Source organism: Haloglomus salinum, assembly GCF_024298825.1.
Lineage (GTDB): Archaea > Halobacteriota > Halobacteria > Halobacteriales > Haloarculaceae > Haloglomus > Haloglomus salinum.
Genome location: NZ_CP101153.1, coordinates 3,394,078 through 3,415,085, shown reverse-complemented (window position 1 = coordinate 3,415,085; position 21,008 = coordinate 3,394,078). Strand labels below are relative to the sequence as shown.

At 68.6% G+C, this 21,008-nt stretch carries 19 protein-coding genes; 9 read left to right on the top strand and 10 right to left on the bottom strand.

Features of this window, described 5'->3' with window-relative positions; genetic code table 11:
* Window positions 1–54: 54 nt before the first annotated feature.
* Window positions 55–330, bottom strand: a complete 276-nt coding sequence (locus NL115_RS16625) for an ArsR/SmtB family transcription factor (RefSeq protein WP_254830448.1) — start codon at window positions 328–330, stop codon at window positions 55–57.
* 162 nt (window positions 331–492) lie between these two features.
* On the opposite strand from NL115_RS16625, the gene NL115_RS16620 reads away from it, so the two are divergent.
* Window positions 493–894: a DUF4383 domain-containing protein gene (locus NL115_RS16620; protein ID WP_254830447.1), complete on the top strand. Its 402-nt coding sequence runs from the start codon at window positions 493–495 to the stop codon at window positions 892–894.
* Between the two features lie 118 nt (window positions 895–1,012).
* Here the strand turns inward: NL115_RS16620 and NL115_RS16615 are convergent, their stop codons facing one another.
* The 3 genes from NL115_RS16615 to dnaJ form a co-directional block, all read right to left on the bottom strand.
* Window positions 1,013–3,382, bottom strand: a complete 2,370-nt coding sequence (locus tag NL115_RS16615; protein ID WP_254830446.1) for a S8 family peptidase — start codon at window positions 3,380–3,382, stop codon at window positions 1,013–1,015.
* Window positions 3,383–3,467: 85 nt separating this feature from the next.
* Entirely contained in the window at window positions 3,468–3,953 is a 486-nt protein-coding gene (locus NL115_RS16610; RefSeq protein WP_254830445.1) for a hypothetical protein, read from the bottom strand.
* A gap of 88 nt (window positions 3,954–4,041) precedes the next feature.
* On the bottom strand, window positions 4,042–5,205 hold the full coding sequence (dnaJ, locus tag NL115_RS16605; protein WP_254830444.1) for a molecular chaperone DnaJ: 1,164 nt from the start codon (window positions 5,203–5,205) through the stop codon (window positions 4,042–4,044).
* A gap of 185 nt (window positions 5,206–5,390) precedes the next feature.
* Here dnaJ and NL115_RS16600 point away from each other — a divergent pair, with 185 nt between their 5' ends.
* The gene (locus NL115_RS16600) at window positions 5,391–6,431 is read left to right on the top strand and encodes an NAD(P)/FAD-dependent oxidoreductase (RefSeq protein WP_254830443.1); all 1,041 of its coding nucleotides are present in this window, start codon (window positions 5,391–5,393) and stop codon (window positions 6,429–6,431) included.
* A 101-nt stretch (window positions 6,432–6,532) separates the two neighbouring features.
* On the top strand, window positions 6,533–7,459 hold the full coding sequence (locus NL115_RS16595; RefSeq protein WP_254830442.1) for a DMT family transporter: 927 nt from the start codon (window positions 6,533–6,535) through the stop codon (window positions 7,457–7,459).
* Window positions 7,460–7,476: 17 nt separating this feature from the next.
* Here NL115_RS16595 and NL115_RS16590 read toward each other — a convergent pair whose 3' ends face one another.
* From NL115_RS16590 to NL115_RS20650, 3 genes are all read right to left on the bottom strand, one after another.
* Window positions 7,477–8,475 (bottom strand): LLM class flavin-dependent oxidoreductase, encoded by a 999-nt coding sequence (locus NL115_RS16590; RefSeq protein ID WP_254830441.1) that lies wholly within the window; start codon window positions 8,473–8,475, stop codon window positions 7,477–7,479.
* Window positions 8,475–9,638, bottom strand: a complete 1,164-nt coding sequence (locus tag NL115_RS16585) for a CaiB/BaiF CoA transferase family protein (RefSeq protein WP_254830440.1) — start codon at window positions 9,636–9,638, stop codon at window positions 8,475–8,477. Before NL115_RS16585 ends, NL115_RS16590 begins: the two co-directional genes overlap by 1 nt.
* 889 nt (window positions 9,639–10,527) lie before the next feature.
* Complete coding sequence (locus NL115_RS20650) at window positions 10,528–11,214, bottom strand: hypothetical protein (RefSeq protein WP_286667021.1); 687 nt, start codon at window positions 11,212–11,214, stop codon at window positions 10,528–10,530.
* Window positions 11,215–11,497: 283 nt separating this feature from the next.
* Between NL115_RS20650 and NL115_RS16575 the strand changes: the two genes are divergently transcribed.
* The 3 genes from NL115_RS16575 to NL115_RS16565 all read left to right on the top strand — a co-directional run bounded on the left by NL115_RS16575 (window position 11,498) and on the right by NL115_RS16565 (window position 14,992).
* Complete coding sequence (locus NL115_RS16575; RefSeq protein ID WP_350355325.1) at window positions 11,498–13,132, top strand: long-chain fatty acid--CoA ligase; 1,635 nt, start codon at window positions 11,498–11,500, stop codon at window positions 13,130–13,132.
* A 119-nt stretch (window positions 13,133–13,251) separates the two neighbouring features.
* Complete coding sequence (locus tag NL115_RS16570; RefSeq protein WP_254830438.1) at window positions 13,252–13,668, top strand: DUF4112 domain-containing protein; 417 nt, start codon at window positions 13,252–13,254, stop codon at window positions 13,666–13,668.
* A gap of 100 nt (window positions 13,669–13,768) precedes the next feature.
* The gene (locus tag NL115_RS16565; protein WP_254830437.1) at window positions 13,769–14,992 is read left to right on the top strand and encodes an acyl-CoA dehydrogenase family protein; all 1,224 of its coding nucleotides are present in this window, start codon (window positions 13,769–13,771) and stop codon (window positions 14,990–14,992) included.
* Between the two features lie 150 nt (window positions 14,993–15,142).
* Here the strand turns inward: NL115_RS16565 and NL115_RS16560 are convergent, their stop codons facing one another.
* The 3 genes from NL115_RS16560 to NL115_RS16550 form a co-directional block, all read right to left on the bottom strand.
* Window positions 15,143–15,619, bottom strand: coding sequence for a peroxiredoxin family protein (locus NL115_RS16560; protein WP_254830436.1), 477 nt, complete (start codon window positions 15,617–15,619; stop codon window positions 15,143–15,145).
* A 60-nt stretch (window positions 15,620–15,679) separates the two neighbouring features.
* The gene (locus NL115_RS16555; protein ID WP_254830435.1) at window positions 15,680–16,207 is read right to left on the bottom strand and encodes a DUF8114 family protein; all 528 of its coding nucleotides are present in this window, start codon (window positions 16,205–16,207) and stop codon (window positions 15,680–15,682) included.
* Between the two features lie 64 nt (window positions 16,208–16,271).
* Window positions 16,272–17,270 (bottom strand): AAA family ATPase, encoded by a 999-nt coding sequence (locus NL115_RS16550; protein WP_254830434.1) that lies wholly within the window; start codon window positions 17,268–17,270, stop codon window positions 16,272–16,274.
* Window positions 17,271–17,425: 155 nt separating this feature from the next.
* Here NL115_RS16550 and NL115_RS16545 point away from each other — a divergent pair, with 155 nt between their 5' ends.
* The 3 genes from NL115_RS16545 to NL115_RS16535 all read left to right on the top strand — a co-directional run bounded on the left by NL115_RS16545 (window position 17,426) and on the right by NL115_RS16535 (window position 20,986).
* Window positions 17,426–19,393, top strand: a complete 1,968-nt coding sequence (locus NL115_RS16545) for an AMP-dependent synthetase/ligase (RefSeq protein WP_254830433.1) — start codon at window positions 17,426–17,428, stop codon at window positions 19,391–19,393.
* Window positions 19,394–19,481: 88 nt separating this feature from the next.
* A complete protein-coding gene (locus NL115_RS16540; RefSeq protein ID WP_254830432.1) occupies window positions 19,482–20,252 on the top strand; it encodes a fumarylacetoacetate hydrolase family protein in 771 nt (256 codons plus the stop codon).
* 59 nt (window positions 20,253–20,311) lie between these two features.
* Window positions 20,312–20,986, top strand: a complete 675-nt coding sequence (locus tag NL115_RS16535) for an SdpI family protein (RefSeq protein ID WP_254830431.1) — start codon at window positions 20,312–20,314, stop codon at window positions 20,984–20,986.
* Window positions 20,987–21,008: the final 22 nt, after the last annotated feature.

Genomic DNA, 21,008 nt, shown 5'->3' with positions numbered 1-21,008 from the left:
TCCGGCCCGACTACCCCAACCACGCTGGGCGGCATCTGACCCGCCGAGACGGTACTAGAGTGCATTCTGGATGATCTCCTCCACAGTGTCCCAGTTCTGCCGTGCGCGGTCCGTCGGCAGGTAGACGGCGCCGTAGTCGTCGCCCGTGTCGCGGACGATATCGTTCTCCTTGAGCACGTCGAGGTGGTGACGGACGGTCTTGTAGTCGAGGTCGAGTTCCTCGGCGAGCTTGTTCGCGTTGCGGGGACGTTCGTCGATGGCTCTGAGGATGCGGGCCCGGTTGGACCCACCCCGCGTCCCCGTCAGCACGTACCAGAGAACGCCCTCCATCTGTTCCTCACCGCGCGGGCCTCCCCCCTAAACGCACCGGATACGGGGACCACCAGAGATATATAAGAACCTGACTTGCGGCAATTTGGGCGTGATGTGGGACCCAGTTCCGTAACAGTCCGGAAAACCGTAATTAACCAGTATCGGACCTCTACAGACGCAATGGCACAAGCAACGGAGGCAGCCACCACAGGCGGAATCGGTGATAGTCCACAGACCATCGTTGCGGTCCTGTTCGGCGCAGTCCTCGCCCTCGTCGGCGTGCTCGGCCCGGTACTGGGCGGCGCAAGCGGCGAACTCATCATCTTCGGGCGTAACTACCTGCACGACGGCATCCATCTCCTCTCGGGGCTGGCTGGCCTCGCGGCGGGCTACTACGCCGGCGGCCAGTACGCATCGGAGTACAACAAGGCCCTCGGCGTGGTCTACCTGCTGGTGACGCTCCTCGGGTTCGTCCTGTTCGACCTGCTCGCGGACCTCATCGCGCTGAACACGGCCGACAACGTCCTGCATCTCGCGCTGGCCGTCGTCTTCCTCGGTGTCGGCTTCGCGCTTGGTGAGTAGGCTCCGCGCTGTCCCGTTCTCGGTTCAGCTACCAGGCAGCGGCTGCGCCAGACTGCCGTCGAAGGACCGGCGGACCGACCCCGGTCACGGGGACCGGCCGGCCGTCGCGACACGAGGGTCAGAGCGACGGGCTGGTACCGACGCCGACGACGTAGTTCGTCTCGGTGCCTGCGACCTGCGTCGTGGCGGCCTCCGTCTCCGCCGTCGCAGGCCCGAAGGTGTACTGGTTGGTCGCCGCCGGACCGTCGGGGGCCTCGACGAAGTAGGTCAGCGTCCGCGTCTCGCCGGACGGGACCGTCCCGAGTTCCACGCGCTGTCGGCCGTCGTCGGTCGACTGTGTCGACTCGCCGGAGACCACCGACCACGAGGACGGAATCTCGTCGTACACGGTCACGTCCGCCGACGGGTTCGCGACAGTGATATCGACCTGATTGGTCCCGCCAGCGGTGAACACCTGCCCGTCATCGGCGCGGCTCCCGCCCGCGGTCACGGTCGCGTCGCCGTCCCCACCGTCTCCGCCGTCGCCCGTGCCCGAGACGAGGGAGTCGTGTGCCTCGCTGGGTGTCGCGAACGCCCCGTACCTCGCTCGCTCGACGGCGGCGGCGGCGTTCACGTGCCCCGGACCGGCGTTGGCGACGGTGTAGCCGTCGGCGTCGTGGTTCGCCGTCGCTTCGATGGTCCGGATGACGTCCATCGGGCCGAAGGTACCGGGCTCGCCGGCGTCCTCGTGGCCGACGAACGCCAGGCCATCGGGGGCGGCGTCCGTCGTGTGCGAGCGGCCGGCCTCGATGACGAGCGCCGCGATGCCCGCCGCGGCCGGGCACGCCATCGAGGTGCCGGAGATGCGGCCGTAGAACGGTTCGCCGTCGCCGGTCGAGAGCGGCGCCAGCGCGTCCTCGGGGTCGAACGTCGACATGACGCTGTTCCCGTGGGTCAGGATGCCCGGCCGGTAGAGCGTGAGCGGGCGGAACGAATCGAGAGACGTCTGCTCGAACGAGTCACCGTCGGACTCGATGAGGTCGTACACCCGGTAGTCGAACTCGTACCGAAGGGCAGCGGTCACCTGCGGGTCGAACTCGACGGTGACCGGCTCGCCACCGGGGACATCGAGCGCGATGTCCTCGTGGACCTTGACCGGCTCCTCTCCCATCCGTGCGAGCAGTTCCTCGTCGGGCTCGCCGTAGTCCGTGTAGAAGGAGACGGTCACCTGCTGACCGTCGGGCGTCAGCGACAGCGTCCCCGCGAGCAGGTCCTCGTCGCCGTCGGGCATCTTCAGGTGGTGCGTGACGACGCCGCTGTCCTGGTCGACACCCGTGCCGCCGGCCGGGTCCTTGACCCCGGGACCGAGGGTCCCCGAGAGGGTCCCCCGGTCGACGATGAGGCGGCCGTCGCGCGTGAGGGCGTGGAACCCCTCCATGTTCTCGAGAAGCGACTGCCGGTCGTGATGCGCGGGGGACACCGTCTCCTCGGCGTTCGGCAGTTCGGTGCCGACGCTCCGTCCACGCGAGGAGAACTCCGTGACCGTCTCGTCCTTCCGGCTGGCGGCGACGCCGAGGACGTGGGGTGCCTTCGCGTACCGGGAGGCGGTACCCTCGCTGGGCCCGCTGTTCCCCAGGGCGAACACCGGGAGTATCCCCTCCTGGAACGCCTCCCACGTGGCCACGTTCAGCGGGTCGAGCGGGTTGTAGCGGTTGCCGCGGGCCACGCCGTAGGAGTTCGAGCAGACGACCGGGTCGAAGTCGTCGCTCTCGTCGCGCTTCCGTGCGAGCATGTGGTCCCACGCGCCGACCGCGTACGGGAGGTAGACTGCCTGGCTCACCGAGTACGCCGAGAGGCGCGCCGCAGGTGCCATCCCGACGTACGGGCCGGTTCCCTCCGTCTTGGAGGCGAACCCGTCGCCGGCGACGGTGCCACAGCAGTGCTGGCCGTGCCCGATGTCGTCGGAGTCACCGGGACCGATATCGACCCACATCTCGGGGTCACGGTCGCCGAACGGCTCGTCGACGTACTCGTAGTTGCCGACGATGCGGCCCTGGAAGTCCGGATGCGCCCCGTCGATGCCCGAATCGATGACGACGGTGTCGATGCCCTCGCCGTTGAATTCTGCGCTGGCGAAGTCGGCCGCGGCGTTCACCGCCTCGACGTGCATCGACTCGCGGGACTCGACGTCGTTGTAGTACTCCAGTTCGAACGTATCGCTGACGTAGCGGACCTCCTCGCGCCCGGCGAGGTCGGCAATCCCGTCCCCGTCGAGCTCCGTCCACGACATCGGGAGCACCCCGTAGTCGAAGCGCCCGACCGGCAGGTCGAACTCGTCGAGGACCGACTGGTCGTCGGTGTCACGGAAGACGACGACGACCTCCTGTCGCCCCCCGTCCGTGTCCAGCGCGTCCGCGACGGTGCGTGCGCCCGCCGGCCCGGCGAACGCGGCCCCGGCACCGGCAACCCCCGCGGCCCGTACGAAACTCCGCCTGTTCAGTTCGGTCATCGCGTGTCCGTACAGAGCCGATACGTCCTTATGAAGGAACTCGAGAAACCGTCCAAACGTGGGCGAGACTCGCCGATTCGGGCGTTCAATCCGTCCGGCGGGTCACCCGCCAGTCGAGGGAGGCGCCAGCAGCGTCGTGTTCGGCGACCTCGACGAGGCGGTCGTGGAACGCGCGCAGGCCCTCGGCGCCCGTCTCCGACCGGACGTGGAGTTCGATGGCCGCCTCGCGAACGGCCAGGCGGAACGTGTCTCCGGTCTCGTCGTCGTGGACGAGGAAGACCGGGAGCGGCAGGTCGAACCAGTCACCGACCCGGTAGCGGTCGGCCGACAGCACCGTGTCGGTCAGCGCGACCAGTTCGGCCTCGTCGACCGGTCCGTCCCGGGGTGTGAGTTCGATGACCGTCGCACCCTCGTAGCGCATCCCACCGGCGCGAGGGAAGGTCCGCTCGGGGTGGTGCAGGTCAGCGAACGCGTCGTCGGACTCGCTTCCGGGGCCATCGCCAGACGCCTCCCGGAGGTCGGCCGCGGTCGAGAACGACAGGTCCGGGTCGGCGTCCGACTGCTCGCTCATGGGCCCACTCACCGGATATGTGGGCCGCATCACGTTTAAATTCGCGGGCAGTGCGGGGTGGAAGTGAAGCGCTGGGGGCCCGGGCGTCTCAGAAGCTGCTCTTGATCTTCTCGAAGAAGCTCTGGTCCACCGAGAGGTCCTCGTCGGAGGCCTCGGCGAACGCCTCCAGTGCTTCCTGTTGCTCCTCGTTCAGCTTCTGGGGCGTGACGACCTGCACGTGGACCAGGAGGTCGCCCTGGCCGCGGCGCTGGAGTCGGGGCATCCCCTTGCCGCGGAGCCGCCGGGTCTCGCCGGACTGGACGCCCGCGTCGAGGTCCATCTCGACCTTGCCGTCGAGCGTCGGTATCTCGACGGTGTCGCCGAAGACGGCCTGCGGGAAGGAGACCGGGAGCGTGTAGTGGAGGTCGGCACCGTCGCGGTCGAAGTCCGGGTGCTCCTCGACCTGGATCTCGACGAGCAGGTCGCCGTTCGGCCCGCCGCCCTCGCCGGGCGCGCCCTCGCGCTCCATGCGGAGGGTCTGCCCGCTGTCGATACCGCCTGGAATCTCCACCTCCAGACTCGCGTCCTCGCGCGTGACGCCCTCGCCACCACAGGTCGAGCAGGTCTCGTCGTACAGCGTCCCCTCGCCCTCACAACGGCTGCAGGTCCGGGTCTGCTGGACGCGCCCGAGCGGCGTCTGCCGGACCGTCGTCTCCTGCCCGCGGCCGTTACACTGGGGACAGGTCTCCGAGTCAGCGCCCGGCGGATGGCCGGAGCCGTCACAGTCCGGGCACCGTTCGGGCCGCGTGATGTTCAGCTGCTTCGTGACACCGTGGTAGGCCTCTTCGAGTGTGATGGTCAGCGACGTGCGGAGGTCGGCCCCCTGCCGGGCACCGCCGCGGCCGCCGCCGCCACCACCGCCGCCGAAGAACTGCTCGAAGATGTCGCCCATCCCGCCGGCGCCGCCGAACGGGTCGCCACCGGCGCCACCGCCGAAGGGGCCGCCGCCGGCACCGCCCGCGCCGCCGTCGAAGCCGCCGCGCTTCTCGGCCTGCTCGAAGCGCTCGTGGCCCATCTGGTCGTACGCGCGTCGCTGTTCCTCGTCCGTGAGCACCTCCTTTGCCTTCTTGACCTGCTTGAACTTCTCCTCGGCGTTCGGGTCGTCGCTCACGTCCGGGTGATACTCGGCCGCCTTCTTCCGGTAGGCCTGCTTGATCTCGTCCTCGCTCGCGTCGCGTGAGACCCCCAGTACCTCGTAGAAGTCCTCGCTCATCTCGTTGCCAGGGGATATGCGACTTCCACACTTGAACGGAACGGGTACGCGACGAGCAGGGCGCCCCCCTTGTCCCCCGGTCGGCGACGCCTCCGGTTTCCGGATTTCTCGGGTCCGTCACCGTCATCCTCACCTCCTTCGCCGCGGGAGGAACGTTTTCCCGCCGTCCGCCCCTAGCGGATCGCATGACACGAATCGGGTTCGTGGGGGCAGGGGCCGGGGCCGCCGCCGCGGCCTACGCGCTCCGGAACGCGGACGCCGACCTGACCGTCGTCGAGAAGTCGGGTGGCGTCTGCGGCCGCGCGGCGACCCGCCGGCGCGGCGACTACGAGTACGTCTACGATTACGGAGCCAACTACGTGAAATCCAACGACGAACGGGTCAACCGACTCCTGACCGAGGGCCTCGACAGCGAGGGACTGGTGGACGTGACGGAACCGGTGTGGACGTTCGACGCCGAGGGAACAATCTCGGAGGGACAGGACGCCGACGAGCACAAGTGGAGCTACGAGCGCGGCCTCACGCAGATCGCGAAACGCCTGCTCGGGACCACGGACGCGACGGTCCACCGGCGGACCCGCGTAGAGACCGTCCGGCGGAACACCGACCGCACGTGGACACTCCTCGACGACGAGGGCGAGTCGTACGGCCCGTTCGACCGGCTGGTACTGAACCCGCCGGCGCCACAGACCGCCGAACTCCTGCGTGACGCCGAGTGGGACCGGGACCTCCGGACGGACCTGGCGAGCGAGGCCGCCTCTGTCTCCTACCGGACCATCGTCACGGCCGTCCTCGGCTACGACACGACGCTCGACCGCGAGTGGTACGCGCTCGTGAACGTCGACAAGGACCACGACATCGGCTGGCTCGCGCGCGAGGAGTGCAAGGACGGCCACGTCCCGGACGGGGAATCGCTGCTGGTGGTCCAGCTGTCGCCGGAATGGTCTCACGAACAGTACGACGACGACACGGAATCGGTCTGTACGTCGGTCGCGGACGCGACGGCCGACCTGCTCGGCGAGCCCCATCTCACGGACCCGGACTGGACCGACCATCAGGGGTGGCGCTACGCGCTCCCGGACGAAGGAGCGGACACGGACCTGCTGGACGAGGCCGAAGAGTACGGCCTCCACTTCACGGGAGACTGGGTCGCTGGCGAGGCGCGCCTCCACGCCGCGCTCCGGAACGGGCTGGAGACGGGCGAGCGCATCGTCGACGGGCTGTAGCCGGGACGTGAGACGGCCCCGGACGACAGCGGACTACCAGCCCGGGGGTCGTTCGACCCGGGCTTCGACGGACTCATGGGATTCGGCCTCGTCGAGCCGACGTGTCCCGCCGCTCTGCAGTCCTCCTGTTCGGCGCTCTCGCGACGATGTGGGGCCTGTCGTTCCCCGCTATCACGGTCGGCCTGCGTGACCTCCCGCCCATCCTGTTCGCCGCGTTCCGCTACGACGTGGCGGGCGTTCTGTTGCTGGCGTACGTCGCCCTGACGGCGGCTCCGGGCGACCGCCGGCCGACCGAGCGCCGCGACGTGAGTGCCGTCCTCGCGGGCGGGACCTTCCTCGTCGCGGCGAACGCGCTCCTGTTCGTCGGCCAGCAGACCGTCCCAAGCGGCGTCGCGGCCATCCTCCAGGGGCTCGTGCCCATCCTCACGACGCTGTGGGCGCTCCTGTTGCTCGACCAGCAGCTGACGCCCGCCGGTGCAGCCGGTATCCTGCTGGGCTTTCTCGGCGTCGGCCTCATCGTCCGGCCGGACCCGTCGAACCTGCTGGCCACAGACCTCGTCGGGAAGGTCATCATCCTCGGGCAGGTGCTGTTCGTCGCGCTCGGGGGCGTGCTGGTCGACCGGGCGAAGCCGACGATGGCAAGCAGCGCGCTCACGGGCTGGTCGATGGCACTGGGCGGAATCCTGCTTCATCTGGGGAGCCTCGCCGCCGGCGAGGGACTGGCGGGCGCGACGTTCACACCGACCGCCGTCGGCGCCATCGTCTACCTCGGCGTCTTCTCGACGGCCCTGGCGTTCGTCATCTACTTCACCATCCTCGAACGCTACGGTGCCCTGGAGACCAGCCTCGTCGCCTACCTCGTTCCGGTCGTGGCGACCGTCGCGGGTGTCGTCCTGCTGGACGAGTCCATCACGCTGGCGACCATCGGCGGCTTCGCCATCGTCTTCCTGGGCTTCGCGCTGCTGAAGCGACGCCAGCTGGCGGACCTGCTGGGCTACGAGGACGCGGTGGTCCGGCCTGGCGACTGAGCGAGAAGGGGGACGCCTCAGCGGTTCGCCGGTGCGAGCGCCTCGATGGTCGCGTCCAGCACGCCGGAGGCGTCCTGTGGAATCGTCACCAGCGGCTGGTCGAGCACGTCCATCGCACAGAGCTCGTCGAACTGCTCGCGGGCCTCTTCGGGCGTGCCGGCGATTCCGAGGGCGTCGACCATCTCGTCGGTGACGGCCTCGCGGGCCGCGGCACGCTCGCCCGACCGCCACGCCTCGGACACCGCCTCCGCGCCGTCCGGGAACCGCGAGGCGACCGCGCGCCGGTACCCGTCGCCGTTGCCGACGTAGTACGCGACGTGGCCGCGAATCGCGTCCCGGGCCTCTGTGGGGTCCTCGTCGACGGCCGCCGGGACGTACGGCGCGACGGAGATGTCCTCGGCGTCGCGCTCGTCGGGCGTATGCTCGCGGATGTAGTCGAACGACTCCGCGAGGTCCGGGAACGGGACGTTGTGCGGAATCCAGCCGTCGCAGAGCCGCGCGACGACCCGGCGGTTGGCCGTCCCGAGCGCGGCGGCGTAGATGGGCACGTCCGACCCGAGCGCGGGGAAGTCAGCAGCGTGGAAGACCTGCCCGTCGTAGTCGACCCGTCCCGCGCCGGTGAAGAACTCGCGGCAGAGTTCCACGCACTCGTGGAGCCGCCGGGCCGGGTTCGGGTCGTCGAACTCCATCCCGTGGAGGTCCTCGACGGCCTTCGGCGTACTCGTGCCGAGGCCGAGATTGAAGCGGCCACCCGAGTCCCGATGGAGCGTCGCGGCGGTCATCGCCAGCACCGCGGGCGACCGGGAGTACGTGTTCAGGATGGCCGAGCCCACGTCGACCGTCTCCGTGCGCTCGACGATCTGCGCCAGCTTCACGGGCGACGCGGTGAACCAGAGTTCCCCGAGCCACACCGAATCGTAGCCCAGGTCCTCGGCCCGGGCCGCCACGTCCGCCGGGTCCCGGCCCAGTTGCGGGAGCAGGAAGCCGACGTTGTCGGCCGCGTCGGCGCCCGGCATCAGTTGATGGCACCCGCGTCACGGAGCGCCTCGACCTCGTCATCGTCCAGTCCGGCCTCGCTGAGGACGGCCGCCGTGTGCTCGCCGTGGCCGGGGACGGACTCGTCGGTGTCCTCCGGGGCGTCGGTCCCGGCCGCGGGGAAGCCGACCCGCGGCGGCGCGTCGTCGGGTCGCTTCACGACCCGCTCGGCGAGTTGCTCGTGCTCGAACGCCTCCGCCGGCGAGAGGACCGGCCCGGTCATCGTCTGGTCGCTGAGCTCTTCGAGCCACGCGTCTCGGGACTTCTCGACGAACAGCTCCTCCAGCGCCTCCCGCAGCGCGGCCCGCCGGTCCGGGTCGCCGGTCATGTGCTCGCCGACCCACTCCTCCTTGCCGACCTCCTCGCAGAACGCCTGCCAGAACTCGGGTTCGAGCGCCCCCAGCGTGAGATACTGGCCGTCGGCACACTCGTACACGTCGTACCACGGGTAGAGGCCGGTCAGCGCCGTCTCGCCGGGACGCGGGTCGTCGCCCGCGAGCGCCTCGTACGCGATGGACTGGGAGAACGAGGCCACCACGTCAGTCATCGAGACGTCGATGTACTCACCCCCGGTGTTCCCGAGTTCGCGGGAGAGGAGCGCCGAGACGATGCTGAACGCGGCGAACAGGCCGCCGCCGAGGTCGCCGATCTGGTAGCCCGGCACCCGGGGCGCGTCGTCCTCGCCGTTCCGGGTCATGTCGAGCAGGCCGGCGACACCGATGTAGTTGAGGTCGTGGCCGGCGCGCTCGCGGTACGGTCCGCTGTTGCCGTAGCCCGAGAGCGAGCAGTAGACGACCTCGTCGTTCACCTCGCGGACGCTCTCGTAATCGACGCCGAGTCGGTCCACGACGCCCGGGCGGAACTGCTCGAAGACGACATCCGCGTCGGCGGCGAGGTCGAGGAACGCCTCGCGCCCCTCGTCGCTCTTGAGGTCGATGGCGACCGAGCGCTTGCCCCGGTTGACCGAGTCGAACAGCGCGCCTGTCCCGCGGTCGGTGACCGGCGGGGTGTGGCGGGCGTAGTCGCCGGCGCCGGTGTCTTCGATCTTGACCACGTCGGCGCCCATGTCGGCGAGCAGTTGGGTGGCGTACGGTCCCGGCAGGAGGCGGGTCAGGTCGAGCACCCGCACGTCGTCGAGTCGCATACCCACCGCTGTCGGGGGGCACACTTGAAGACTCCCGCTCGGATGGCAGGCAGGATGTCGCGTGGTTCGGTGGGGATGGCGACGAGATGAATCGAACCCATTACGAAGCCCTCGCACTCCCTCACAACTCCAACAGCAACGGGTGAACCACCTACGAAGCCCTCGCGCTCTCGACCGGCCGGGACTCGCTGCGCTCCTCGGGTTCGCTTCGCTCACCCTGCGGTGCTTACGTCGTCCGGGCCGGGTCGGGAGCGCTCGCCCTTCGATTCCGCCAGGAACATGGCCCGTCGAGGGTCGCGGCTCCCCTGCCCTTCCCCAGGTCGCGCGGATTCGCGCGTCCGCACTCACCACGCGCTCCCGGCCGGAGAACAGTTGCTCGGTGGCCGGTTCCACGAACAGGAAGCGCGCGAGCGCCCTCCCGTGGAAGCCGCGAGCAGCGGGGGAGCGAAGCTCCCCCGAGCGAACGGCGAAGCCGTGAGCGTCAGCGAGCGTGCTGGAACACGCCGGCGCTCGCGCGGAGAGGTGTGGGGTCTCTCCCTGCTCGTCTGGAACCATCACGTACGAACGCTTAGTGAAACAGGCAACAGGGTGGGACTGAAAGGGGCCGGCCGGTCGACCCCGCCCGGACGAAGCAAGCACCGCAACGGAGGGAGCGGAGCGACCGGAGTGAGGAGCGCAGCGAGGCCCGGCGGGTCGAGCGGCCGGGGGCTTTCAACAGGACTCGATCATCACGGTCGTAGCCGTCGCGGTGAGAGCTACCAGGGCGTTTCGATATGATAGCACCAGTGGAAAAATGAACTATCCCCTTCATTACTGACAAGGGTTCAAAATTATTGAGATGTTTACGCACCCCACACATTACAAGACAGTTTATACGCAAATATACGCCTCACTCCGAATCCGCCGTCGGCGACCGCACGATACGCGGCTTCCCGTCCGCGACGGCGAACCCGAACCGGCGAGCGCCGGGGTTGCAGACGAAGAACTCGTACTTGAGGTCGGTATCCACGAACGCTCGGGCCCCCTCCTCGACCCCGAACTTGATGTCCTTCCCGCCGGCGGCCTCCCACTCCAGCCGGTAGGTGTCGACATCCGGCGTGACCGGCGCATCCACGATGTCGTAGGTGAGATCGCTCGTGACCCGGTAGGTCTGCTCCTTGAGTAGCGTCTCGGAGGCGCCCTCGCAGTTCGCCGAGGACACCGTCGGCGTCGGCGTCCCCGCTCCCGGGAACGCCGGCGTCGGGTCCGCCTCCGGGAAGTTGCAGACCGGCGTCCGGATGTGGTAGATGCGCACGGTGCCCTCGTAGTTGTTCGGGTCGTTGTGGGTGACGACGCCGTACTCGAACGAGAACTCACCCTCGTCGATGTAGTTGGAGTCGCCACAGGCCGGCGTCGGTGACGGGCTCGATACGCCGGTGGGGGAGTCCGACGGGGATTCACCACCCGGACCGCTCGCCCCGTCGCTGCCGTCGCTGCCGTCGCTGCCGTCGCCACCGTCGCCGCCTGTACAGCCAGCGAGGGCAGCGAGGCCGACCGCGCCGGCGCGCCGGAGCACGGTCCGTCTGTCGAGGTCCATGGACCTGCCTGCCACTGGCCCGGCTTAAATCCCCTGCGGCGAATGGACGGTTCCCTACCCGTTCCGTGGCTCCGGCGTCCCGCCGGATGCCGGCACCACTCCTCGCGGGACCGTCCGTCCCGGAGGAGTCGTTCCACACGGTCGCGGCGACGCTGCCGGGACAGGCTCCCCCACCGATTGCCGACCGGCCCCACGTCGTGCCGGCCACTCGGCGCCGGCCGAACCGACCCGCCGTCGGCGAAAGAACGATTACGCTACCTGCCAACAACCGGCACACGCCATGATGGACTACCAGTTGACGCTCGAGAAGATACTCGACCGCGCGACATCGCTCTACCCGGACCGGGAGATCGTGAGCGTCAGACCCGACGGCTCGAAGCATCGCTACACCTACGCCGAGATGGGCGACCGCGTCGCCCAGCTGGCGAACGCGCTGGACGACCTCGGCGTAGAGGACGGAGAGCGGGTCGCCACGGTCGCGCTCAACAACCACCGGCATCTGGAGCTCTACTTCGGCCCGCCGGCCTCCGGGCGCTCCATCCACATGTGCAACATGCGGCTGCCCGACGAGCACTTCCAGTACATCGTCAACGATGCCGAGGACAGGGTGCTGTTCGTGGACCCGGCGTTCATCGAGAAGGTCGAGGCCAACGCGGCGGAACTCGACACCGTCGAGCAGTACGTGGTCCTCGGCGAGGCCGTCCCTGACACGTCGCTGGAGCCCGTGGTCTCCTACGAGGACCTGCTCGCCGAGCAGTCGACCAACTACGAGTGGCCCGACATCGACGAGGACGACGAGTGCGGGATGTGCTACACCTCCGGGACGACGGGTAAGCCGAAGGGTGTCGCCTACTCACACCGGGGCGTCTACCTCCACACGCTGATGTGCGGGCACGTCGACGCGAACGCCGTCGGGCAGGACGACACGGTGTTGCCGGTCGTTCCGATGTTCCACGCCAACGGCTGGGGTATCCCCTACGCCTCGACGCTGGTCGGCGCGAAGCAGGTCCTCCCCAACGTCCACACCGACCCCGGCCCCATCGCCGAACTCATCGACGAGGAGGACGTGACGCTGTCGGCCGCCGTCCCGACCATCTGGCTGGAGATGGCCGAGTACCTCGACGAGAACCCCGAGGCGGACATCTCCAGTATCGACCGCCTGACCGTCGGTGGCTCGGCCCCGCCGGAGTCGCTCATCAGGCGCTACGACGAGGACTTCGACGCGCCCATCATCCAGGGCTGGGGGATGACAGAGATGAGCCCGCTCGGTTCGCTGTCGATCCTCCGCAAGGAGGTGGCCGACGCCGACCCCGAGACCCGATACGAGTACCGCGCCAAGGCCGGCATGCCGGTCCCGGCCATCGACACGCGAATCGTCGACGACGACGGGGAGCAGGTGGCACACGACGGCGAGGCGTTCGGCGAACTCCAGGTCCGCGGTCCCTGGGTCGTCGATGAGTACCACAACCGGCCCGAGGCGAACGCGGAGTCGTTCGCCGAGGACGACGAGGGGCGGTGGCTGAAGACCGGCGACATCGCGACGATGGACGAGCAGGGCTACCTCGATATCGTCGACCGGACGAAGGACGTCATCAAGTCCGGCGGGGAGTGGATATCGAGCGTGGAACTGGAGAACGAGCTGATGGCCCACGAGGCCGTCTCGGAGGCGACCGTCATCGCGGTCGACCACGAGAAGTGGCAGGAGCGGCCGATGGCCTGCATCGTCCTCCGGGAAGGGCACGAGGTGACCGAGGACGAACTCGACGAGTTCCTCGGCGAGCGGTTCCCCGCGTGGTGGCTCCCGGACCACTACGAGATCGTCGACGCCATCCCGCGCACCTCGACCGGTAAGTTCGACAAGAAGGTGCTGCGCGACCGGTTCGACGAGCTGACGCTCAGCGAGGAGCACGCCGACTGACCGGCTGCTCTCCGTCCACTCGCACCAGGGGCTGAACGGCTTGACTGTCGCATAACAGAGAGTGACAGTCCGCTATCCGCCCCATAATCCTTTCACGGCCGCCCGGCCCAGAGCAGACCGTGAACGACGAACTCCCTGCCGACGTGTCGCAGGATGCGATTGCGGAGGTGGATGCGGCGACCGATATCGACGAGGCTGCCATCCGGCGGATGCACGCGGTCGCGCAGCTGCTCGACGACGGCATCAGACTCCCCGTGGTCGGGGTCCGTATCGGTCTGGACCCGATTCTCGGGGTGCTCCCGGTCGCCGGCGACACGGCGATGGCCGTCGTCGGGCTCTACATCGTGGTCGAATCGGCCCGGCAGGGCGTCTCCTACTGGACCATCGCCAGGATGCTGCTCAACATCCTCGTCGACGCGGCCATCGGCTCCGTCCCCGTCGTCGGTGACCTGTTCGACGTGGCGTTCCGCGCGCATCGGCGGAACCTGAATCTCGCGCTGTCCGACCTCGACGTGACCCTCGCCATCGAGGAGTGAGCCCCGCGCGCCCCGCCGACAACGAACCACGCGCCGTCCGTTTAAACGTCCCGTGTACCCCGCGCGCAGGGATTAAGAGGCCGCCGCCGTAGGGCGAGGTATGGCAACACAGGACGCCGCCCCCGCGGGCGTCAGCTTCGACACCGACGAGGAGACACGGCTCATCCTCCAGTCCATCGACGACTTCATCGAGCAGGAGGTCGAGCCGCTGGAGGACGAGCTGGGCGACACCTGGTCGAACCCACGCAAACGCCACGAGGACGACGGCCGGATGGTGCCCGAGGTCGTCGAGACACTGCAGGAGGTCCGCAAGCGCTCGGCCGACGCCGGCTTCTACGCGATGAACCTCCCCGAGGAGGTCGGCGGCGAGGGCGTCTCCAACGTGACCTGGTACCGTGCGATGAAGCACGTCGCCTCGCGCGGGCCAGGCCTCCACTCGGCGATGCTCGCCGGGCCGGAGGGCCCGAAGCCGCTCCTGATGCAGGCCGAGGGCGACCAGGTCGAGAAGTACCTCAAGCCCGCGGTCCGGGGTGAGAAGTCCACGGCGTTCGCCCAGACCGAGCCCGGTGCCGGCTCGGACTCCCCGGCGATGAAGACCAGCGCCGAGAAGGACGGCGACGAGTGGGTCATCAACGGGCGCAAGCAGTGGATCACGAACGCCCCGTACGCCGACTTCGTGCAGGTGTTCGCCCGCACGAGCCCCCAGGAGGAGATGGGCCGGTACGGGGGTATCACCTGCTTCATCGTCGAGGCCGACGAGTTCGAGATCGCCTCGCTCAACAACGCCCATTCGGCCATCGGCCGGCAGGGCGAGATCGCCCTCGACGACGTGCGCGTCCCGGAGGACCGCGTCCTCGGCGACGTGGACACGGCGTTCTACGACGCGATGGACTTCCTCTCGCTGGGCCGGCTGGAGATCGGTGGCCGCGCGGTCGGCCACACCCAGTACCTCCTCGAGCAGGGCACCCAGTACGCCAACGACCGCGAGGCGTTCGGCCGCCCCATCGGCAAGTTCCAGGGCATCTCCCACAAACTGGCCGAGGGGAAGGCCCGGATGTACGCCGCCGACGCCGCCGGCCTCCAGCTCGCCTGGAAGATGGACAACGGCGAGCAGGCCATCGAGGACTCCTCCATCGTCAAGTACCTCTCCACGAACGTCATGTTCGACGTGGCCGACGACGTGGTGCAGGTCCACGGCGGCAACGGCCTCGCCGAGGACAACGACTTCATGACGGAACTGGAGACGGCCAAACTGCTCCGCATCGTCGAGGGCACCGACGAGATCCAGCTCAACACCATCGCGAAGCAGATGGGCGTCAATTAACACGCACGTTTTACTCGTCGGGTTCGTCGGCAAAGCCGACGAACCACTCCTCGCAAGAACTTGCGGAAAACCTCTGCCGACCTCCGCTCGCTTCGCTCGCTCCGGTCGGTGAAACGCGCGCCTGCGGCGCGCGTATGCAGGTGCCTCTACCTACAGCGCCTCGATACTCTCCTCCAGCTCCTCGACCGGGACCGGATGAATCCACTCGTCCGTGCTCCACGCGTGCTGGACGGTCCCCTCGTCGTCGAGGACGAACACCGCGCGCCGGGGCGTCTTCGTCCCGGCCATCCCCTCGCGCTCGACGAGCAGGTCGTAGGCGTCGGCCACCTCGCCGTCCACGTCGGCGAAGACGGAGAACGGGGAGTCGATACCACGGAGGAAGGCGTTGATGCCGTACGGGCCGTCGCGGCAGACGCCGTAGACGGGCACGTCGTCGAACTCGTGCCAGTCGCCGGCCTCGTAGCGGCGCCACCAGTTGTCCGAGATGGCCGAGAAGACGAAGCCGAAGAAGACGAGAACGGTCCCACGGTCGCCCGCCGCCGCTTCGAGCGTCGTTCCGCGGAACGTCTCGCCGTCGCAGAGCAGTGTCTCGAATCGGGGCGCGTCGTCGCCCTCGGTCGGATGCATACCCGGGCGTGGCGCGGGGATGGCAAAAGGATATGGCTCGCGGACGGGTGGAACTGTCGCTCAGATATCCAGGTCGCTGAAGTCGGTCTCCAGCGCCTCGCGTTCCTCGTCGTCGAGTTCGGCGATAGCCTCCTCCAGCGTGTCCTGTTCGACATCCGGTTCGGGCTGAGGGACGCTGTCGGGGTCCGTCTCGACGTGCTCGACCCCGCGGAAGCCCTCGGGGGCACGGTTCCCTGCGGCGAACCACTCCTGGAAGGCCGCCTCGAACGCCTCGGCCTCGCCCCGGTACTGCGAGCCGCCCTCCTCCTGGTACCAGTAGAGGAAATCGGGTTCGTGCTCGTTGCACAGCAGTACCTCGTGGAGCGGTTCGCCGTAGACGACGCGCGCGACGTTGCACTCCTGGATGTTCTCGTCACCGTGGATGAGCCAGCAGGCGTTGCAGGGCTGGCCCGCGACGACCGACAGCCGCACGAGGCGGTCCCGCGTGTCCGGCGACACCTCGTCGATAGAGCGGAGGTCGCCATCCTCGGTGAAGACCTCCTCCTCGTCGAACCGCCAGCCGCGCAGGCCGATACTCACTTTGCTCATATCGGTCGGTAATGCGTCACCGGACAAGGGTCGTTCGGAAGCCACGTCGCGACGAGACTCCGGTTCAGTTCGGCTCCAGCCCCGAAATCCGTGCCCGGTGGTCCGCGACCAGTTCGAGTCGGTGCGCGGTCGCAGCGTTCCGCGCCAGCCCCTGCTGTTCGACGAACGTGCCCTGATGCGGGAGGAGCACGACCTGCCGCCGTCGTGCGGCCACCTCGAACCCCTCGATGGCACGGGCCGCCGCGTCACCGTCCAGCCGCCCGAAGGGCACGTCGAACCACTGGGGGAGCCTCGCGCAGTCACCCGCAGCGAGCGTCATCGCGAGCCCCAGTTGGATCGACGCACCCGTCGGCAGTCCCCCCACTGCGGCGTCCGAGTCCCCGGTCGCGGAGACCCGGAGACCGAACGGCTCCGCGTCGAGTTCGACCGCGTGGCGCGGCGCCGGGCCGACGATATCGACGTAGGCCGATACCCGTTGCTGGAACTCGTCCCAGAGCCCCGGCGGCGTGACGGTGTCCGTCTCGGACGCGCTCCGGCCGGCCGCCGCTGCGGTGAGGAGCTCCTGCGCGACCGGCGCCCAGCCGGCCGGCTGGGCGCCCCGCTGTAGCCCGGGGTCGTTGACGAGGATGGCCTCGGTCTCCGGCGGGGCGAGTCGCCGTGCCGATGCCGACGGGTCGTCGACGGCCGTCCAGTCCTCCCCGGTCCACCGGTCGACACGAGGCGGTCCGACCGTCGCGTCACCCTGGCCGTCGGCGGTCTCCTCGGTGAGTGTCCGTTCGACCTGGTGGCGGGCGTCGTCGGTCTCGACCGTCGCGGCGACGGTAGCCGACACCGGCCCGTCAGTAGCCATGTGGCGCGGAAGCGAAACGTTCGCCGCCGAGACCCAGGGCGTGGTGCCGTAGAGGGCCAGCCGGAGCGCGTGACAGAGCGTGGTCTTCCCGGTGCCGCTGTCCCCGACCACGAGATGCAGGTCCGGCCCCGGCCCGCCGTCGCCGAAGGCGATGGTGTCGTCCTCGAAGAGCCGGAGGCCGCCGACGGTGAGCCGTCGAATGCGTCGTTCCATACCGGAGGCGGGCGTGCCACGCACCTGAAGCTGTGGGAGCGCTCCGGGGGCGGCGCGGCCACTCGACCGGCGGGTCGGGGGCGGACACACGATGAACGCGTGTTCAGTTGCGACGATTGGTCAGGGTTAAGTGAGAATCGTTCGCAGCCGGAGCCATGACCGGGGACTGGCGACAGGCCGAACTGGAGTACGACGACGAGGTCATCGGGGAGAACACGATTCCGGCGCTGTTCTTCGACTCCGTCGACCGGCACCGTGACACGACCTGTCAGATGTACAAGGGTGGACTGGGCGACCGCTCGATGACGCCGGGCGTGATGCCCGAACCGGCGGACGGGGAGTACGGCTCGCTCAGCTACGAGGAGGTCGGCCGCATCGTCCGGAACCTCGCCGTGGGATTCCGCGAACTCGGTGTCGGCCCGGACGACCGTATCGGCCTGTACGCCGACACACGCCCGGAGTGGATCCAGACGGACCTCGCCGTCCAGTCGGCGGGCGGCGTCATCACGACCGTCTACACGGAGTCGTCGGCCCCGCAGGTCCAGTACCTGCTGGACGACCCCGGCGCATCCGGAGTCGTGGTGGGCACGACCGACCTCGTCGACACCGTCGTCGAGGTTGAGGACGACCTCGACCTGGAGTTCATCGTCACGATGGACGAGGCCGGCGAGTACGCCGACCGTGACGACGTGTACACGCTCGCGGAGGTCCACGCGATGGGGACCACCGAGCGCTCCGAGGGACAGGTCGACGGGTGGGTCGACGACCGCGAGTTCGAGTCCCTGGCCTCGCTCGTCTACACCTCCGGGACGACGGGCGACCCCAAGGGCGTCGAGTTGAGTCACGAGAACTTCCGTTCATCCATCAACACCGTCTGGCGCCGCGTTGGCCCGCGCCCGGACAAGCCCGACGATATCCCGACGATGGAACACGGGATGACCGTTCTCTCCTTCCTCCCGCTCGCACACGTCTTCGAGCGGTTCAACCACTTCGTCCAGCTGGGCGGCGGCCTCACCATCGCCTACGCCGAGTCGCCGGACACGGTCGGCGACGACATGGCACAGGTCCAGCCCCACGGCGCAGCGTCGGTCCCCCGCGTCTACGAGCGCATCTTCGACCAGATGCGCAACCAGGCCTCCGAGTCCGACATCGGCAAGCGCATCTTCGAGTGGGCGGTCGACACCGCACAGGACTACGACGATGCCGAGTCGCCGGGCGTCGGCCTCCGGCTGAAGATGAAGCTCGCCGACCGACTCGTCTTCTCGAAGGTCCGCGAGAAGCTGGGCGGCAACATCGAGCTGTTCATCAGCGGCGGTGGGTCGCTCTCGAAAGGACTGGCGAAAATGTACCGTGCGATGGGGCTCACCATCCTGGAGGGGTACGGGATGACCGAGTCCGCACCCGTCATCTCGCTGAACCCGCCGGAGGACATCCGCGTCGGGACGATGGGCCCGGCGCTCTCGTCGGTCGACTACCGTCTCGACGGCTCGGTGGTCGGTCCGGAACAGAAGGAGTCCGAGGAGGGCGAGGTCGGCGAACTGCTCGTCAAGGGCCCCAACATCACGGAGGGCTACTGGAACAAGCCCGACAAGACCGAGGAGGCGTTCACCGAGGACGGGTACTTCCGGACCGGCGACGTGGTCGCCGTCGACGACGATGGCTACTTCACCTTCGTCGACCGTGTGAAGCAGCTCATCGTCCTCGACACCGGGAAGAACATCGCCCCCGAGCCCATCGAGGACGAGTTCGCCACCTCCGCGCGCGTCGACCAGATAATGGTCGTCGGGCAGGACGAGAAGTTCATCGGCGCGGTCGTCGTGCCGAACTTCGAGCAGTTGCAGGACTGGGCCGAGGACCAGGGGTACGACATCTCCGAGGACGAGGCCGAGGCGTGCCAGGACGACCGCGTTCGCGAGTGGATCCAGGAGGAGATCGACGAGGTCAACGAACGCCTCGGCCACCACGAGACCATCAAGGAGTTCCGGCTCGTCCCCCGCGAGTGGACTGCCGACAACGACCTGCTCACCCCGTCGATGAAGAAGAAACGCCGCAACATCGTCGACGAGAACCGCGAGGCCATCGCGGATATCTACGACAAGCCACCCGAAGAGGTCAGGAGCTGAACTCGCGGCACCGACTGTCCCCACTGGGCCAGGGCCTCGCACTTCCGACAACACAACGCCTAATCCACGGCCGGACGAGCCGTCGACCATGCGATACGTCCGTTTTCGCGATGCGACTGGCGACATCAGGACCGGCGAGTGGACCGGCGACACGGGTGCCGAAATCGACCCGTATCCCGACTCCGTGTCCCGTCTCGACCTCGAACCGGAACCGCTCGCCGCCACCGACGTCGACATCCTCCCACCCTGCGACCCGTCGAAGGTCGTCTGCGTGGGCCTGAACTACGCCGACCACGCCGACGAGCAGGGCAAGGACGTGCCCGACCGCCCGCTGCTGTTCCTCAAGACGCAGAACACCGTGACGGGCCACGGCGAGACGGTGGACCTGCCCGCCGACAAGGAGCGCATCGACCACGAGGCAGAACTCGGCGTCGTCATCGGCGAGCGCGCGAGCGGCGTGGACGTCGACGAGGCGATGGCCCACGTCGCCGGCTTCACCTGCGTCAACGACCTCTCGAACCGCGACGACCAGGCGGTCGAGCAGAACTGGGTCCGAGGGAAGGCCTTCGACGACGCCTGCCCGCTCGGCCCGGTCGTCGCCACACCCGACGAGGTGCCCGTCGACGCGAGCGTCGAATGTCGCGTGAACGGGGAGACGCGGCAGGCCTCCAGCCGCGAGGAGTTCATCTTCTCCGTCCCGGAGCTCGTGGCGGAGATCACGACCTACCTGACGCTCGAACCCGGCGATGTCATCTCGACGGGGACACCGGCCGGCGTGGGCCCACTGGCCGACGGCGACACCGTCGAGGTCGAGGTCGAGGGGATCGGAACGCTCCGCAACGAGGTCCACATCCCCTGAGCGGCGACGGACCGGTAAGCGGCACAAGGATTATATTCGGTAAGTTTCGAATTTGACATATGGATAGCCCTCCCCTCCGGTGGAGCGATGCCGCCGCACTGCTGGTCCTGGCCGTGACAGCGGGCGGCACGGCGATGGTCTACCCGTCGCTTCCCGAGCAGTTCGCGGTCCACTTCGACGCGACCGGGACGCCGGACTCGTTCTACGGCCGGGCACTCGGCGCTACCCTCGTTCCGGCCATCAGCGTCGTCATGTACGCCATGTTCCGCGTCCTGCCGGTCATCGACCCGCGGGGCGAGAACTTCCGGAAGTTCCGGGCGACGTACGACGCTATCGTGCTGCTGACACTCGTGTTCCTCGCCTTCGTCCAGGGACTCCTGCTGGCGTACAACCTCGGTATCGACTACCCGCAGAACGCGCTCGTCCTGGGTGGCGTTGGTCTGCTGTTCGCCGGTCTCGGCGTTCTGTTCCGCCATGCGGAGCCGAACTGGTTCGTCGGTATCCGGACGCCGTGGACCCTCTCCGACGACGAGGTGTGGCGCCGGACCCATCGCGTCGCCGCACCACTGTACGTCCTCGCCGGCGCGCTCATGGTCGTCGGTGCCTTCCTCCCGGTCCCGACGGAGTTCGTCGTCGGGGTCGCGGCCGCCATCGCTGCGCTGGTGCCGGCAGCGTACTCGTTCGTCGTCTACCGGCGACGGGAACGGGGCGGAAGGGACTCGCCGTCCACCTGATTGTCTGGCACTCCGGGGGTCG

Excerpts from the sequence above, each read along its gene's own strand:
- NL115_RS16625 (WP_254830448.1), bottom strand. The coding sequence starts at position 330 with ATGGAGGGCGTTCTCTGGTACGTGCTGACGGGGACGCGGGGTGGGTCC.
- NL115_RS16620 (WP_254830447.1), top strand. The coding sequence starts at position 493 with ATGGCACAAGCAACGGAGGCAGCCACCACAGGCGGAATCGGTGATAGT.
- NL115_RS16615 (WP_254830446.1), bottom strand. The coding sequence starts at position 3,382 with ATGACCGAACTGAACAGGCGGAGTTTCGTACGGGCCGCGGGGGTTGCC.
- NL115_RS16610 (WP_254830445.1), bottom strand. The coding sequence starts at position 3,953 with ATGAGCGAGCAGTCGGACGCCGACCCGGACCTGTCGTTCTCGACCGCG.
- dnaJ (WP_254830444.1), bottom strand. The coding sequence starts at position 5,205 with ATGAGCGAGGACTTCTACGAGGTACTGGGGGTCTCACGCGACGCGAGC.
- NL115_RS16600 (WP_254830443.1), top strand. The coding sequence starts at position 5,391 with ATGACACGAATCGGGTTCGTGGGGGCAGGGGCCGGGGCCGCCGCCGCG.
- NL115_RS16590 (WP_254830441.1), bottom strand. The coding sequence starts at position 8,475 with ATGCCGGGCGCCGACGCGGCCGACAACGTCGGCTTCCTGCTCCCGCAA.
- NL115_RS16585 (WP_254830440.1), bottom strand. The coding sequence starts at position 9,638 with ATGCGACTCGACGACGTGCGGGTGCTCGACCTGACCCGCCTCCTGCCG.
- NL115_RS20650 (WP_286667021.1), bottom strand. The coding sequence starts at position 11,214 with ATGGACCTCGACAGACGGACCGTGCTCCGGCGCGCCGGCGCGGTCGGC.
- NL115_RS16575 (WP_350355325.1), top strand. The coding sequence starts at position 11,498 with ATGGACTACCAGTTGACGCTCGAGAAGATACTCGACCGCGCGACATCG.
- NL115_RS16565 (WP_254830437.1), top strand. The coding sequence starts at position 13,769 with ATGGCAACACAGGACGCCGCCCCCGCGGGCGTCAGCTTCGACACCGAC.
- NL115_RS16560 (WP_254830436.1), bottom strand. The coding sequence starts at position 15,619 with ATGCATCCGACCGAGGGCGACGACGCGCCCCGATTCGAGACACTGCTC.
- NL115_RS16555 (WP_254830435.1), bottom strand. The coding sequence starts at position 16,207 with ATGAGCAAAGTGAGTATCGGCCTGCGCGGCTGGCGGTTCGACGAGGAG.
- NL115_RS16550 (WP_254830434.1), bottom strand. The coding sequence starts at position 17,270 with ATGGAACGACGCATTCGACGGCTCACCGTCGGCGGCCTCCGGCTCTTC.
- NL115_RS16545 (WP_254830433.1), top strand. The coding sequence starts at position 17,426 with ATGACCGGGGACTGGCGACAGGCCGAACTGGAGTACGACGACGAGGTC.
- NL115_RS16540 (WP_254830432.1), top strand. The coding sequence starts at position 19,482 with ATGCGATACGTCCGTTTTCGCGATGCGACTGGCGACATCAGGACCGGC.
- NL115_RS16535 (WP_254830431.1), top strand. The coding sequence starts at position 20,312 with ATGGATAGCCCTCCCCTCCGGTGGAGCGATGCCGCCGCACTGCTGGTC.